The following is a 15,702-nucleotide window of genomic DNA, read 5'->3' on the forward strand; positions in this document are numbered from 1 at the left end:
GACCTGCCCTCTGGATGCACCGCGATGCACGCTCACCTGGCCTGCCGCTAGATCCAAACTCGCTGCCAGGTGGGGGATTGCGAACTCATATCCGAACATCTATCTTCATACGTGTGATGTTTTGGTCATGTCAAGCGAAAGTTTGAGCACGACCACACAAAGTGCCGCTTGCGAGGCGGGAACCGGGCGGGTCGGCGGCCGGAGGATGGCCGGAAGCCGTGGAAAGCTCTCGCCTTTGACTACTATGCGTGAGGATTGGCGATGCCAGATCGAGGCCCGGACGCCCTGCTCGCCCTCCGCGGCATCGGCAAGTCCTTCCTCGGCGTCGGGGTCCTGCACGGGATCGACCTCGACGTGGCGGCGGGCGAGGTGCACGCCGTGGTCGGCGAGAACGGCGCCGGCAAGTCCACCCTGATGAAGATCGTCTCCGGGGTGTACTCCCCGGACGCCGGCACCATCCACCTGGCCGGAGCGCCACAGGTGTTCCACAGTCCCCGCGCCGCCCAGCGGGCCGGCATCGGCATCATCCACCAGGAGTTCAACCTGCTGCCGGAGCGCACCGTCGCGGAGAACGTGTACCTGGGCCACGAACCGGTACGCCGGGGCCTGGTCGACCGGCGGCGGATGCTCGACTCGACCCGACGCCTGCTGGCCTCGGTCGGGGAGACGAACCTGCCCGCCGAGGCCCCGGTCAGCCGGCTCAGCGTCGCCCAACAGCAGGTCGTCGAGATCGCCAAGGCCCTGGCCCTGGACGCCCGACTGATCATCATGGACGAGCCCACCGCCGCCCTGGCCGACCACGAGGTGGCCCTGCTCTACGGCCTGGTACGCCGCCTCCAGGAGCAGGGCATCGGCATCCTCTACGTCTCCCACCGGCTCACCGAGGTCTTCGACCTGGCCGGCCGGATCACCGTGCTCAAGGACGGTCGACGGGTCACCACCCTGGGTACCGCCGACACCACCCCCGCCGACCTGGTGCGGCACATGGTCGGACGGGAGCTGTCGCACTACTACCCGGACCGGGCCACCGGGCAGGAGATCGGCCCGGTCCGGCTGGCCGTGCGCCGGGGCGGCAACCGGAAGCTGCGCGACATCGACCTGGCGCTACGCGCCGGGGAGGTGCTCGGCGTCGGTGGCCTGCAGGGCTCCGGGCGCTCCGCGCTGGCCCGGGCCCTGTTCGGGGCGGTGCCCTTCAGCACGGGCGAGATCACCGTGGACGGCACCCCGATCCGGATCCGTTCCCCGCGTACGGCGATGCGGGCCCGGATCGCCTACGTCAGCGAGGACCGCAAGGGTGAGGGGATCGTCGCCCGCCAGTCGGTGCTCGACAACGCCCTGCTGGCCAGCCGTGCGGTCTTCGCCCGCCGCTCCGGTCGCGCCGCCCGCACGGTACGGGTGCGGGACCTGCTGGCCGCCGTCGAGGTCCGCGCGGCCGGCGACCACCAGGAGATCCGCTACCTCTCCGGCGGCAACCAGCAGAAGGTCGTCCTGGCCCGCTGGCTGGCCGTCGACCCGCGGATCCTGATCTTCGACGAACCCACCCGGGGCATCGACGTGGGGGCGAAGTCGGCCATCCATGACCTGGTCCGCCGACTGGCCCGCGACGGCGCGGCCGTGCTGATGATCTCCTCGGAGCTGCCCGAGCTGCTCGGCATGAGCGACCGGATGATCGTCATGCGGGACGGTCGGATCGCCGGTGAACTGCCCGCCGGGGCCACCGAGCAGGACGTGCTGGCCCTGGCGGTCGGGACCGTACGGGAGACGGCGGCGTGAGCGCCCTGCCCCTGTCGCCCGCCCGCCGACCGGTGCCGGGGGTCTTCGTGGCCCTGGGCCTGACCCTGGCGATCGGCTGGCTGGTCGTCGCGATCGACGGCGGGCAACTGTTCAACCAGTCCACCACGGTCAGCCTGCTGCATGTCGCCACCGGCCTGGGGTTCGTCGCGGTAGGGCAGACCCTGGTCATCCTCGGCGGTTCGCTGGACCTGTCGGTGGCGTACGTGGTCAGCCTGAGCACCCTGGTGGCGGCCGAGACGATGAACGGCCGCGACGGGGCCCTGCTGCCCGCCGTCGGCCTCACCCTGCTGGTCTGCGCCGGCATCGGGCTGTTCAACGGCCTGCTGGTCACCACCCTGCGGATCAACTCCTTCATCGCCACCCTGGGCGTCGGGCTGCTGCTCAAGGGCTACCTGGACAGCAGGTACGACGGTCCGGCCGGCAGCACCGCCCCGGCCCTGGTGCAGACCCTCGGCTACCAGCGGGTCGGACCCGTACCCCTGGCTTTCCTGCTGTTGCTCCTGGTCGCCGGGGCCGGCTGGCTCCTGCTGTCGCGGACCCGGTTCGGTCACCACCTGATCGCCGTCGGCGGTGATCCGGAGGTCGCCCGGCTCTCCGGGGTCCGCAACGACCGGGTCCGGGTGACCGCCCATGTGCTCTGCTCCCTGTGCGCCGGGCTGGCCGGGATCTACCTGGCCAGCCGACTCGGCTCCGGAGCACCCCGGGTCGGCACGGAGGGCCTCTACGACCTGGAGTCGATCGCGGCGGTGGTGATCGGGGGCACCGCCCTGGCGGGCGGACGGGGCGGGGTGGTCGGCACCCTCGGCGGGGTGCTGCTGCTGGCCGGCATCGACGCCATCTTCAACCAGCTGGCGGTGGACTCCTTCGCCAAGCAGGTCGTCCGAGGCGTGATCATCATCGCCGCGGTGGCCGTCTACGCCCGGCGAACCCTGCGGAAGGCGGCCCCGTGAGCACCCAGACCGTCGCCCGCCGCGCCCGGTGGCGGTGGCCCGGTGGACTCCTGCCGATCCTGGCGCTGCTGGCGGTGCTGCTGGTGCTCATCGGGATCCGGCAGCCCGACTTCCTCACCCCGCCCTCGCTGATGTCCTTCCTCGGCCGGTCGGCGCCGATCATCCTGCTCGCCGCCGGCCAGTACTTCGTCATCGTCTCCGGCGAGTTCGACCTCTCGGTCGGATCCCTGGTCACCGCGCAGGTCGTGGTCGCCGCCCGGCTGATCGACAGCGACGGGTCACGGACCTGGCCGGTGGTGCTGGTGCTGCTCGCCGGAGGCGCCCTGGTCGGCCTGGTCAATGGTCTGATCACCACCCGGCTGCGGGTGCCCTCCTTCGTCACCACCCTCGGCATGTTCCTGATCCTCGTCGGGGCGGTCTACCTGTGGTCCGACGGCGCCCCCAAGGGGGGTCTCAGCGAACAGTTCCGCCAACTGGGCCGACGCGCCGTCGAGGAGGTGCCGCTGCTCGGCCGAATCCCGTACGCCCTGCTGGTCCTGCTGGTCCTGGCGGCGGCCGCGATGCTGCTGATGCGCTCGGACTTCGGTAGGACCCTGGTCGCGGTCGGCGACAACCCCCGCACCGCCGAGTTGAGCGGGGTACGGGTGTGGCGTACCCGCACCATCGCCTTCGTCCTCAGTGGCCTGGCCGCGGCGGTCGCCGCGATCCTGATCGGCGGCTACGGCGGGGTGTCCTTCCAGGCCGGCGCGGGCCTGGAGTTCGGCGCCATCACCGCGGTCGTCCTCGGTGGGGTGGCCCTCGGTGGCGGCCGGGGTTCCGTGCTCGGCGCGATGCTCGGCGCCCTGGCCCTGGAACTGCTCTTCGCGTTGATGAACTTCTCCGGCGTCTCCGGCGCGCTCCGGCCGAGCGTGCAGGGCGCCATCATCCTGATCGCCGTGGCGGTCACGGCCCGGCGTCTCTCATCCAGATAAGGGGACCTCCGTTGAAACGTTGCCTGACCGCGCTGGCCGCGGTGACCCTGTTGACCCTCGCCGGCTGCGCCACGGACACCCCGGTGGCCACCGGATCGGGCAGCCCCTCCGCACCGGCGGGCGCCGGCACCGGCGAGCAGTCGAAGTTCTTCGACCAGGCCGACTACGACGCCGAACTGGCCCTGCTGGACGCCACGGCGACCGGGCCGGCCGACAAGCCGTGGGAGCAGGCCCTCAACCCGACCATGACGGAGACCACGACCTTCAAGAAGCCCGGCCCGTACAAGATCTGTTTCTCCAACGCGGCCCTGAACAACCCCTGGCGGCAGGTCGGCTTCAAGACCATGCAGGCCGAGGTGGCCGCGCAGGCCGACCGGATCAAGGAGTTCGTGCACGTCGAGGCCGAAGGCAAGGACCAGAAGCAGATCGCCGACCTCAACGACCTGCTGGGCCGCGACTGTGACGCCCTGATCGTCTCGCCGAACACGACCGCCACCCTGACCCCGGCGGTCGAGGCGGCCTGCCGTACCGGCCTGCCGGTCATCGTCTTCGACCGGGGGGTCGACACCAACTGCCCGGTGACCTTCATCAACCCCATCGGCGGGTACGGCTTCGGCCACGTCGGGGCCGAGTTCGTCAGCCAGCGGATGAAGCCCGGCGGCAAGGTGCTGGCCCTGCGCATCCTGCCCGGGGTGGACGTGCTGGAGACCCGCTGGTCCGCCGCCAAGGTCGCCTTCGACAAGGCCGGGGTGGAGGTCGTCGGGGTCGAGTTCACCGACGGCGACCCGGCCAAGACCAAGAAGATCGTCGACGACTACCTCCAGCGGTACGGCACCATCGACGGGGTCTGGATGGACGCCGGGGCGGTGGCGGTGGCGGCCGTCGAGGCCTTCCAGGACGCCGGCAAGCCGGTGCCCCCGATCAACGGCGAGGACCAGCTCGACTTCCTGAAGGTGTGGAAGGAGGCCGGCCTGAGCGCGATCGCACCGACCTACCCGACCTACCAGTGGCGCACCCCGATCATCGCGGCCCTGCGGGTCCTCGACGGCCAGCCGGTGCCCAGCCCCTGGAAGCTGCCCCAGCCGACGATCACCCAGGACAACCTGGACAGCTACCTGGACCCGGACATGCCGCCGCTGCACTACGCGATGTGCGGCTGCACCGACCTGCCCGGGTACCCCCAGCGCTGGAAGTAGGTCCGATGTTCGAGATCGGCGTCAACCCCTGGGTGTGGGCCTCCCCGGTCGACGACACGGCCCTGGCCGAGCTGGTGCCCCGGATCGCCCGGTTCGGCTTCGACGCGGTCGAGCTGCCGATCGAGCAGCCGGGGGACTGGGACCCCGCCCGGACCCGGGACCTGCTGGCGGCCCACGGCCTGAGCGCGGCCGGGGTCTGCGCGGTCACCCCGCCCGGCCGGGACCTGGTCGACGCGCCGCCGCAGGTCGTCGAGGCCACGGCGGGGTACCTGCGGGGTTGTGTGGCGGCCGCGGCGGCCCTGGGTGCCCCGACGGTCGGTGGGCCGGTTTACGCCTCCGTGGGCCGGACCTGGCGGATGACCGGGGCCGAGCGGGCGGCCTGCTACGCCGACTTCCGCAAGGCCCTGGCCCCGGTCGCCGAGCACGCCGGGGAGCTGGGGGTGTCCATCGGGGTGGAGGCCCTCAACCGCTACGAGACCAGCGTGGTCAACACCGTCGAGCAGACCCTGGATCTGATCGACGGTCTGCCCCCGAACGTCGGCCTGATGATCGACACCTATCACATGAACATCGAGGAGGCCGACCCGTACGCCGCCCTCGCCATCGCCGGCCCGCACCTCAAACACGTACAGGTCAGCGGCACCAACCGGGGGGCGCCCGGGGCCGACCACCTGGACTGGCCCCGGCTGCTGGCCGTGCTGGCCACCACCGGGTACCGGGGGGCGGTCTGCATCGAGTCGTTCACCCCGGACAACGACACCATCGCCACCGCCGCCTCCATCTGGCGACCCCTGGCCCCCTCCCCGGACCGGCTGGCCCTGGACGGCCTGGCCTACCTGCGCGGAATCCTCGGCTGAGCTGCGGGGCGACCACGCTGGCTGTGGGACTGCCACGGCGGCACCAACCAGCAGTGGGCCCCGCGGAACTGATCCCCGGGTGGTGGGGTGGGGGTCGGGCCCGCCCCACCACCCGGTCACCGCAGGTCCACGCGAGCGCGGGACCTCGCGCCGCCCGGTCGTCAGTGGGGGCGCGGACCGGTCTCCGAGGTCTGGGAGATCTGGCGGGTCACGTGGCAGGCCACTTCACGCAGGGCGTCGATCTGGCTCGGGGTCAGACCGTCGATGACGTAGTGCCGGACGGCCGCGACATGACCGGGGGCGGCGGCGACCACCAGATCCCACCCCGCGTCGGTGAGGGCGGCGATGGTGTAGCGGGGACTGTCCGGGTCGGGCGCGCGGCGGAGCAGTCCGCGTTGTTCGAGACGCTTGACGACGTTCGACAGGCGGGACAGCGAGCAGCTGAGGTGGTTGGCCAGGTCACTGAGCCGCATGGTGCGTCCGGGGGTCATGGACAGGACGCTGAGCACGAAGTAGTCGAACAGGGTCAGATGGTTGTCCCGCAGGAGTTGGGCGTCGAGGGCGCCCGGCAGGTTGAACATCAGTTTGGCCAGCGCAAGCCAGGCGTCGCGCTCGTGGTCGGTCAACCACCGAGGTTCCTCGGGCATGTCCCCAAGGGTACGGCCGTCCACCGGCCGTCGAAGTGAGGGAACTCTCTTTCTGTTCAAGCTTGAACAGACTCGTCTAGAGTGGGTTCAACCTTGAACCTACTCATCCGGGAGTCCCAGTGACCTTGTTCCGTCTCGACGCCAGCATCCGTTCGCACGGTTCGGCCAGTCGCGAGATCGCCGACCTCGTCGAGCAGGAGTGGCTGGCCACTCACCCCGGCGACACCGTCACCCGTCGTCACATCGGGGTGGACACCCTGCCGTCGACCCTCTGGGCCGCGGCGCTGTCCGCCGGCATGACCCCCACCGAGGAGCACACCGCCGAGCAGCGGGAGGCGGTCGCCCTGGCCGCTGCCCTCGTGGACGAGTTGCTCGCCGCCGACGCACTGCTGTTCGCCGTACCCCTCTACAACTACGGCGTCTCCCAGCACTTCAAGACGTACGTGGATGTGGTGTTCGCCGACCCTCGGGTGACCGGCCAGTCGTTCCTGGCGGGTAAGCCGGCCGTGCTCGCCACCGTGCGGGGCGGGGCGTACGGTGCCGGAACTCCCCGCGAGGGGTGGGACCACTCGACCCCGTACCTGCGTCGGATCATCGCCGACTGCTGGGGCGCCGACCTCACCGTGATCGAACGGGAGTTCACCCTCGTCGGGGTCAACCCCGCGCTCGACTCCTTCACCGACACGGCCGCGCAGATGCACGCCGGAGCGTTGCAGTCCGCCCGGGAGGTGGGTAAGGCCCTCGGCGCCGGCCGCGCCTGACCCGGTTGAGCCGATCGGCCGAACGCGTCGAGCGGCCTCGAACGTACTCGAGTCGCCGGCAGTTAACCGGCCCGGTGACGCAGGAGGGCACATCCGGCCGGATGTGCCCTCCTGTCGTGCGGTGCGTTACAGGTTGGCGCAGTAGCCCACGCTGAAGGTGCTGGCCCCCGGCTTCAGGGTGCGGTTCCAGGCCACCCCGCTGATCCGGTAGCTACCGTCGGCGAGACGCTCCCGCTTGAAGTTCCAGGCGTCGTAGATGTCGCCTTCGAGCTGCACGGTGGCCGACCAGTCGACCGGCTTGTCGCCGGTGTTCGTCGCGGTGATGGTCGCGCAGTAGCCGCCACCGCTGTCGGAGTACCACCGGGTGAAGGTCTTCAGAGCCACCTCGACATTGGACCCGGCCACCAGCCGGCCGACTCCCCAACGCGCGGTGCTCTGGTAGCCCGCACCCTCCTGCTCGGCCCAGTTGCGGATGCTCGTCCGGGTGCCCTCGGAGGCGTCGTTGACCTGGAAGTCCAAGCCGTGGAAGGTGTCCAGACCACCGTATTCGAGCAGGCTGATCGCCGCCTCCACGGTGTACCCCGTCGAGGTGCGAACGGTCGCGCTCTCCAGTCGGTTCGCCTGGAACCCCTCGTCACCGGTGCCGAACGACACCACGTTGTCGGCGTTGATCCGGATCTGGGTGTCGTCGTACCGGAAACTGCCGTTCTTGAAGTTTCCGGCGTCGACGTAGATCTCCACGGAGTCCTGGATCCAGGGGTCCGAGCCGGAGACGTCCACCACCGGGTCGGTCACCTCGGCCAGCACGTACAGGGTCTGACCCCGCCAGAGGGTACGGACCTGGGCGCTGGCCCCGTCGGTGCCGGAGACCTGCTTGTCCGTGGTCACCGTGGTGGCGTTAGCCCAGGCGGCGTCGACCGAGCCGTCGATCACCGGCGCCTCGGCGGCCTGCCGCACCTCCAGGTACGACAGCTCCTCGACCAGGGTCAGGGTGCCCACCGCCCCCGGGGTGTTCCACCCGGAGGTGGTGTCGTCGTCCCGCACCTGCACGTCCAGGGTGCGGGTGTCACCCTCGGCCGCTGCGGACAGCGGCAGGTGGGCGACCAGGTGGTAGCCGCCCTCCCGGTCGGCGGCCACGGCCGGCACGTCACCGCTGCCGTCGCGGGACACGTGGTAGGTCTCGCCGCCCAGCACGAAGCTGACCCGGTCGGTGTCGGAGACCGTGGTGTCGTCGACCGTCACGTACGCGGTCAGGTGGTCCGGCGCCCACCGCAGCTGGAACCGGGCGACGTCCTCCACCTCGTGCAGCGGCAGCTTGCGCCAGGTCAGGTCCGTCGGCGCGGCGGCGGTCAGCGGCACCTCACCGGCGAAGACGCTGGCGGTACGCAGCCGGGCCGGCAGCTCACCGTCGACCGCCCCGTAGTAGGCCGGCTTGGCGCGCAGGTTGTCGTCGAACAGCAGCGGCCCGCCGTTGCCGGAGCGCCAGGAACGCCCGTCGGTGAGCCCCCAGACCGTGACGGTCAGCAGATCATCGGCGTACGCCCGGAAGATCCGGAAGGCGTCCCGGTAGTAGTAGCCCTGGTCGATGAACTTCGCCTGGGTGGCCGGGGTGCCGGTGGTGACGTCGAGTTCGGTGACGGCCTGGGTGACCGGCAGATCCGCGAACGTCTCCAGCGCGGTCTCCAGGGCGCTGATCGGCATGGCCAGCGAGACGTGGAACTGGTGGCCCACCCCGTGCACCGGCACCCCACGGGCCAGCAGCCGCTGCACCAGGGCCAGGTAACGGGCCTGCTTGCCGCTCTGCTCGGTGTTGTAGTCGTTGATGAACAGGGTGACCGGCCGCTCCGCGCCCTCGGCGGCGTAGACCTCGTTGAACGCCTCGTCGGCGTAGGTGAAGGTCAGGTCGATGAAGCTCTCACCGAGGATCCGGTACCACTCGCTGCGGCGCAGGCCGTCGCTGTACTCGCCACTGTCGCTGACCACCTCGTTGACCGCGTCGAAGGCGTACAGCGGGTTGGTGGGGGAGCCGAACTTGCCGTACCGCTCGCTCATCGACTCGGCGACGTTGAAGATGTGGGTACGCAGCCGCTCTCGCAGCACCTGCTGGTCGGCCGCCGAGGTGGTCAGCGGCTGCCCGGCGGAGTCGGTGAAGAACCAGGCCGGGGTCTGGCTGTGCCAGACCAGCACGTGACCGTAGACCCGCAGGTCGTTGTCGCGGGCGAAGTCCATCATGGTCAGCGCCTGCTCGTGCGGGCGGAAGTTGCCCGCCTCGTCGTACCAGGCCTCCGGCTTCATGTGGTTCTCGGCCGTGATCTGGTTGAAGTGCCGGGTCAGCAGTTGGGCGGGGGCCCCGATGGTCTCCCGGCTGTCGATGGCCACCCCGACCGGGAACTCCGTGGTCTCGTGCAGCGGGGTGAGGTCCTCGATGACCGGCGGCTCGGGCACCCGTACGACGATGTCGTCGGCGAGGAAGTCGCTGGTGTTGCCGGGCACGTCCTCGCCCTGCCAGCGGGTCTCGAAGTAGAGGAAGGCGCTGTCCGCGGCCGGCATGGTGAACCGGGCGGTCACCTCCGTCCACCCCGAGTTGGTGATCGTCTCGAACTGGGCCAGGGTGCTGAAGGACTGGCTGCTCCCGGTGGTGCTGGCCAGGCTCAACCAGATCTGGTCGGCCGGCTGCCCCTCGGCGAACCGCAGCCAGGCGCTCAGCTCGTAGGTCACCCCGGCGGTGAACAGGCCGGTGACGTCCCGACCCAGCCCGGCACCCTGGTTGACCCGGTCGCTGACCAGTGCCGCCGAGGTGCCGCCGTGCGCGACATCGGTGATGGTGACGCTAGGGGCCCCCGGGCCACCGTCGCGTGGGCCCCAACTGTCCAGGCCGTCCTCGAAGTCGGTGTCGATGACGATCGTGCCCGGCGCCGGCCCGCCACCGCCGCCGTCCTCCGGCGCGGTGATCAGCACGTCGTCGAGCAGGAACGGGGTGGTGCCCTCGGCCTCCACGTACAGGGTGGCGGCGTCCAGGCCGGTGGGCAGGGTGTACTCGCCGCCGATGCGTACCCACTCGTCGGCGGTGGTGCTGACGTTGTCGCCGATCCAGGTGTAGGTGTTGTCACCACCACCGGCCGGGGTCGACTCGACGGTGAAGTGCACCCCGGCGGTGCCCTCGGTGCCGGCCGGAAGTTTCGCCCACGCGCTGACGGTGTATCGGATGCCCGGCCGCAGCAGGGTGGTCGCGTTGGTGGCGGGGCCCTGCCAGTCGGCGGTGCGGCCGGTGACGGACAGGCTGCTGTCGCTGTCGCGGCCCTCCTCGGCGAGGGCGAGGGTCACCTCACCCCGGGGCCCCCAGGGGGCGTACGAGCCGGACTCGAAGTCGTTGCTGAGCACGACCTCGGCGGCGGCGGCCGGGGTGGGGGCGACGGTGACGGCCGCGACGAGCGCGGCCGAGCACAGTACGGCGAAAGTTCGTGATCGGCGTCGTGATCGATGGGACGGATTCCACAGGCGCATCGACTGGTCCCTTACGCAAATTGGACAGTGGTGGGGGTGCCTGACATCGGGGTTCCGGACAGATCCAAGCGCGTGCATGTTATGTCGAGCCCATCCCGATGGCCAGAACTTCCGGAAGTTTTCGGAAAGTTGCGCGGGTCCGGCGCTGTCGTCGCCTGTCGTCGCGCTCGGTCGGGTAGTCCGATCGATGCGTGCTGCGATACACCATCTGGTATTGAGGTTCCTGGCACGTTCCCATATATAGTGTTGCCTGCAGCTGGTTCGGCCGTCACTCCACGACGGCCGAGGCAAGAGGGAACCCGGTGAAATTCCGGGACTGCCCCGCAGCGGTGAGTGGGAACGACCGCCGTCAACTAAGCACTGGGCCCGCCAGGTCTGGGAAGCGACGGCCAGTAGGCACTAACACGCCCACGAGTCCGAAGACCTGCCAGCGCGCCGCGCGCGTACGTGTGCGGCGGTCGAAGGCCGCGCGGGACGGCCGACGCCATCAGCTGGTCATAGACGGCAGTCAGGCCGTCCGGTGACCGGCGGCGTCCTCCCGCGTGCCCGTCGACCTTCACCGACCGGTACGAGGAGGGACCATGACGGTGACCCGGGAACAGGCAGGGCCGGAACAACGCCGGCACGTGATGCAGGTCCGTAAACGCAACGGCGACACCGAGCCGGTGGACGTCAACAAGATCGTCAAGGCCGTGGAGCGCTGGGTCGCCGACCTGGACGAGGTCGACCCGTTGCGGGTGGCGACGAAGACGATCAGCGGTCTGTACGACGGGGCGACCACGGCTGAGCTGGACAAGTTGTCGATCCAGACGGCCGCCGAGTTGATCAGCGCGGAGCCGCAGTACTCGAAGCTGGCGGCGCGGCTGCTGGCCGCGTACGTGGACAAGGAGGTTCGTGGGCAGCAGGTGGCGAGCTTCAGCCAGTCGATCCGGTACGCCCACGGTTTGGGGCTGATCGGGGACGCCACCGCCGCGTTCGTGGCCCGCAATGCCCGCAAGCTGGACGATGCGGTCGATCCGGAGGGTGATCTGCGGTTCGAGTACTTCGGGCTGCGGACGGTCGCGGACCGGTATCTGTTGCGGCATCCGCAGACCCGCCTGGTGGTGGAGACCCCGCAGTACTGGCTGCTGCGGGTCGCCTGCGGGCTGTCCCAGTCGCCGGGTGAGGCGATCGGCTTCTACCGGCTGATGTCCAGCCTGGCGTACCTGCCGAGTTCACCGACGCTGTTCAACTCCGGCACCCGACACACCCAGATGTCGTCGTGTTTCCTCGTCGACTCGCCCCGCGACGAACTCGACTCGATCTACGAGCGGTATCACCAGGTGGCGAAGCTGTCGAAGTTCTCCGGCGGCATCGGCATCTCCTGGACCCGGGTGCGGGGCCGGGGCGCGTTGATCCGGGGCACCAACGGCAGGTCCAACGGCATCGTGCCGTTCCTCAAGACCCTGGATGCCGGGGTGGCGGCGGTCAACCAGGGCGGCCGGCGCAAGGGTGCGGCCTGTGTCTACCTGGAACCCTGGCACCCGGACATCGAGGAGTTCCTGGAGCTGCGGGACAACACCGGGGAGGAGTCGAGGCGTACGCACAACCTGAACCTGGCCAACTGGATCCCGGACGAGTTCATGCGCCGGGTGGAAGCCGACGGCGACTGGTCGCTGATCGACCCCTCCGACGCGCCGGAGTTGCCGGACCTGTACGGCGAGGCGTTCGACGAGGCGTACCGGGCGGCGGAGAAGAAGGCGGTCCGCACGGTCAAGGCCCGTGACCTGTACGGACGGATGATGCGCACCCTCGCGCAGACCGGCAACGGGTGGATGACGTTCAAGGACGCGTCGAACCGGCTGTCCAACCAGACCGGCGCACCGGGCAACATCATCCACCTGTCGAACCTGTGCACCGAGATCCTGGAGGTCAACAGCGACACCGAGACGGCGGTGTGCAACCTCGGGTCGATCAACCTGGGCGCGCACGTCACTGCGGACGGCATCGACTGGGAGAAGCTGCGCGCGACCGTCCACACCGCGGTGCTCTTCCTCGACCGGGTCATCGACATCAACTACTACCCCGCGCAGCAGGCGGCGGCGTCGAACCCGCGCTGGCGACCGGTCGGGCTCGGGCTGATGGGCTTGCAGGACGCCTTCTTCACCCTGCGCATGCCGTTCGACTCCATACCGGCCCGGGAGCTGTCCAGCCGGGTGCAGGAGGAGATTCTGCTGACCGCCCTGGAGACCTCGGCGCAGCTCGCCCAGCAGTTCGGCCCGCACCCGGCGTACGCCGACACCCGCGCGGCGCGCGGTGAGCTGCACCCGGACCTGTGGGGCGCCGACGTCACCCAGGTGCAGCGGTGGACCGCGCTGCGCGAGACGATCGCCGCGTACGGCCTGCGGAACTCGCTGCTGGTGGCCATCGCGCCGACAGCCACCATCGCCTCGATCGCGGGCTGCTACGAGTGCATCGAGCCGCAGGTGTCCAACCTGTTCAAACGCGAGACGATGTCGGGCGAGTTCCTCCAGATCAACACCTACCTGGTACGCGAACTCAAGGCGCGAGGGCTGTGGACCCCGCCGATCCGCGAGCAGATCAAACGCGCCGAAGGGTCGGTGCAGGGCATCGCCGAGCTGCCCGAAGACGTACGGGAGTTGTTCCGCACCGCGTGGGAGCTGCCGCAACGGGCGCTGATCGACCTGGCCGCCGCCCGTGCCCCGTTCATCGACCAGTCGCAGTCGCTGAACCTGTTCATGAGCGCGCCGACCATCGGCAAGCTCTCCTCGATGTACCTGTACGCCTGGAAGTCCGGGCTCAAGACCACCTACTACCTGCGCTCGCGACCCGCGACCCGCATCCAGCAGGCCACCGTCGCCGTCACCCCGACCGCCACGCCCGTCGTCGCGGTGAGTGATGACGAGGCACTGGCCTGCTCCCTGGAGAATCCCGAAAGCTGCGAGGCCTGCCAGTGACCACCGTCTCCGAATCCCACACCAGCACCGGCACCAGCTCGGGGGAGCAGCAGATGCTGCTCGACCCCGGCATGGACCTGACCCTGCGGCCGATGCGCTACCCGCAGTTCTTCGACCGCTTCAAGGACGCGATCAAGAATACCTGGACCGTCGAGGAGGTCGACCTGCACGCCGACCTAGCCGACCTGGCCAAGCTCTCCCCGGCCGAACAGCACCTGGTGTCCCGGCTGGTCGCCTTCTTCGCCACCGGCGACACCATCGTCGCCAACAACCTGGTGCTCAACCTCTACCAGCACATCAACTCCCCGGAAGGCCGGCTCTACCTGTCCCGGCAACTGTTCGAGGAGGCGGTGCACGTGCAGTTCTACCTGAACCTGCTCGACACTTACGTGCCCGACGAGAAGCAACGGTACGAGGCGTTCGCGGCGGTGGAGAACATCCCCTCGATCGCCCGCAAGGCCGAGTTCTGCTTCAAGTGGATCGACTCGATCTTCGAGCTGCGGGACCTGAAAACCCGCGCCGACCGGCGGGCGTTCCTGCTCAACCTGATCTGCTTCGCCGCCTGCATCGAAGGACTGTTCTTCTACGGCGCCTTCGCCTACGTCTACTTCCTACGCTCCCGAGGGCTGCTGCACGGCCTCGCGTCCGGCACCAACTGGGTGTTCCGCGACGAGTCGATGCACATGGCCTTCGCCTTCGACGTGGTCGACGCCGTACGCGCCGAGGAACCCGACCTGTTTGACGCCGAGATGGAGCAGCAGGTGCGCGACATGCTCGCCGAGGCGGTCGACTGCGAGGTCCAGTTCGCCGCCGACCTGCTGGAGCAGGGCGTCTCCGGGATGCCGCTGGCCGACATGCGCCAGTACCTGCAACACGTGGCCGACCGGCGACTGGCCATGCTCGGCATCGAACCGATGTACGGCTCGACCAACCCGTTCGCGTTCATGGAACTGCAGGACGTGCAGGAACTGTCCAACTTCTTCGAACGCCGCGTCTCGGCCTACCAGGTCGGCGTCACCGGCACAGTGGCCTTCGACGACGACTTCTGATCCCGGTTTCATCCGATCCGCCGTTTCGGCGGTATGGCGGTCACCCACCCACCCGGATACCGCCATACCGCCGAAACGGCTTTCCACATCCCCGCCAAACCGGTGCGTGGGTTGAAGCAGAGCAAAGGAGGTCGGTGGAGGTTGAGCCCATGCACTCCGTCGGGGCTGTAGGGCGAGTACGCGTCAGGCAGTCAGGACGCAGAATTCGTTGCCGTCGGGGTCGGCCATCGCCACCCGGCCGGTCTCGCTCAGACCGGCGTCGCGCCGGCCGGTCTCGCCCCGGCTCGCATCCAGGTCGGCGTCGATTCGGGTTGCACCGAGGGCGAGGAGGCGGTCGACCTCTGCCTGCTGGTCACCGCCGGGCTTGGGAACGACGTCGAAGTGCAGGCGGTTACGGCCCAACCTCGGCATCAGTGGTGGGCCGCCCCAGGTGATCTTCGGGCCGCCGTGCGGCGATCGGATCGCGGTCTCCTGGTCCTGGTCCCACACCAGCGGCCAGCCGAGCGCAGCAGCCCAGAAGTAGCCGACCTGCTGCGATCCGTCGCAGGCCAGCGCGCCGACGAACCCGCATTCGGCGAGGAAGTTGTTGCCGGGCTCGATGACGCAGAACTCGTTGCCCTCGGGATCGGCGAGGACCACGTGCTGATCCTCGGGGCCCTGCCCGACGTCGACGTGCCGCCCGCCGAGCGCCAACGCCCTGGCCACCGTCTGCCGCTGGTCCTCCAGGGAGGTGCTGGTCAGGTCGAAGTGCATCAGGTTCTGGCCGATTTTGGGCTCCTGGCTGGCGAGGAAGCGGAGCCGGAAGCCGGTGTCGTCGGTGGGCAGAAGGGCGACTCCGTCGAGTGGATCGTCCGTCACGCTCCACCGCAGCAGTTCCGACCAGAAGCGCGCGAGCCGCGACGGTTCATGGGCGTCGACGCAGAGCGCGAACAGGTGACATGCCATCTCGTTGCTCATCTCCGCTCCGCAGACCGACCACCTCGACCACACCGCCAGCCGGTCACCGTCGACCGACC

11 protein-coding genes and 1 riboswitch are annotated in these 15,702 nt (G+C 69.6%); of the genes, 8 read left to right on the forward strand and 3 right to left on the reverse strand.

The window, feature by feature from the left end; translation table 11 throughout:
* Positions 1–261: 261 nt before the first annotated feature.
* From ABZ795_RS00090 to ABZ795_RS00110, 5 genes are read left to right on the forward strand one after another with little or no spacing between them, the layout of a single operon-like run.
* Entirely contained in the window at positions 262–1,773 is a 1,512-nt protein-coding gene (locus ABZ795_RS00090; protein WP_357527506.1) for a sugar ABC transporter ATP-binding protein, read from the forward strand.
* Positions 1,770–2,744: an ABC transporter permease gene (locus ABZ795_RS00095; RefSeq protein ID WP_357527508.1), complete on the forward strand. Its 975-nt coding sequence runs from the start codon at positions 1,770–1,772 to the stop codon at positions 2,742–2,744. The genes ABZ795_RS00090 and ABZ795_RS00095 overlap by 4 nt, the downstream gene beginning before the upstream one ends.
* Complete coding sequence (locus tag ABZ795_RS00100) at positions 2,741–3,715, forward strand: ABC transporter permease (protein WP_357527510.1); 975 nt, start codon at positions 2,741–2,743, stop codon at positions 3,713–3,715. Before ABZ795_RS00095 ends, ABZ795_RS00100 begins: the two co-directional genes overlap by 4 nt.
* A gap of 11 nt (positions 3,716–3,726) precedes the next feature.
* A complete protein-coding gene (locus ABZ795_RS00105; RefSeq protein WP_357527512.1) occupies positions 3,727–4,911 on the forward strand; it encodes a substrate-binding domain-containing protein in 1,185 nt (394 codons plus the stop codon).
* A 5-nt stretch (positions 4,912–4,916) separates the two neighbouring features.
* A complete protein-coding gene (locus ABZ795_RS00110; RefSeq protein WP_357527514.1) occupies positions 4,917–5,768 on the forward strand; it encodes a sugar phosphate isomerase/epimerase family protein in 852 nt (283 codons plus the stop codon).
* Positions 5,769–5,929: 161 nt separating this feature from the next.
* On the opposite strand, the gene ABZ795_RS00115 is transcribed toward ABZ795_RS00110, so the two are convergent.
* Positions 5,930–6,415 carry a MarR family transcriptional regulator gene (locus ABZ795_RS00115; RefSeq protein WP_357527516.1) on the reverse strand — a complete coding sequence of 162 codons (486 nt, stop codon included), beginning with the start codon at positions 6,413–6,415 and terminating at the stop codon, positions 5,930–5,932.
* Between the two features lie 119 nt (positions 6,416–6,534).
* On the opposite strand from ABZ795_RS00115, the gene ABZ795_RS00120 reads away from it, so the two are divergent.
* On the forward strand, positions 6,535–7,176 hold the full coding sequence (locus tag ABZ795_RS00120) for an NAD(P)H-dependent oxidoreductase (RefSeq protein ID WP_357527518.1): 642 nt from the start codon (positions 6,535–6,537) through the stop codon (positions 7,174–7,176).
* Between the two features lie 126 nt (positions 7,177–7,302).
* Here the strand turns inward: ABZ795_RS00120 and ABZ795_RS00125 are convergent, their stop codons facing one another.
* Positions 7,303–10,680 (reverse strand): endo-1,4-beta-xylanase, encoded by a 3,378-nt coding sequence (locus ABZ795_RS00125; protein WP_357527520.1) that lies wholly within the window; start codon positions 10,678–10,680, stop codon positions 7,303–7,305.
* Positions 10,681–10,920: 240 nt separating this feature from the next.
* A riboswitch (cobalamin riboswitch) is annotated at positions 10,921–11,127 on the forward strand.
* A 134-nt stretch (positions 11,128–11,261) separates the two neighbouring features.
* On the opposite strand from ABZ795_RS00125, the gene ABZ795_RS00130 reads away from it, so the two are divergent.
* Together ABZ795_RS00130 and ABZ795_RS00135 are read left to right on the forward strand one after the other, a co-directional pair.
* The gene (locus tag ABZ795_RS00130) at positions 11,262–13,637 is read left to right on the forward strand and encodes a ribonucleoside-diphosphate reductase subunit alpha (protein WP_357527522.1); all 2,376 of its coding nucleotides are present in this window, start codon (positions 11,262–11,264) and stop codon (positions 13,635–13,637) included.
* Between the two features lie 53 nt (positions 13,638–13,690).
* Positions 13,691–14,686 carry a ribonucleotide-diphosphate reductase subunit beta gene (locus ABZ795_RS00135; protein WP_357528287.1) on the forward strand — a complete coding sequence of 332 codons (996 nt, stop codon included), beginning with the start codon at positions 13,691–13,693 and terminating at the stop codon, positions 14,684–14,686.
* A gap of 183 nt (positions 14,687–14,869) precedes the next feature.
* Here ABZ795_RS00135 and ABZ795_RS00140 read toward each other — a convergent pair whose 3' ends face one another.
* Positions 14,870–15,643, reverse strand: a complete 774-nt coding sequence (locus ABZ795_RS00140; RefSeq protein ID WP_357527524.1) for a VOC family protein — start codon at positions 15,641–15,643, stop codon at positions 14,870–14,872.
* Positions 15,644–15,702: the final 59 nt, after the last annotated feature.

Source organism: Micromonospora sp. NPDC047134, assembly GCF_040643455.1.
Classification (GTDB): Bacteria; Actinomycetota; Actinomycetes; order Mycobacteriales; family Micromonosporaceae; genus Micromonospora.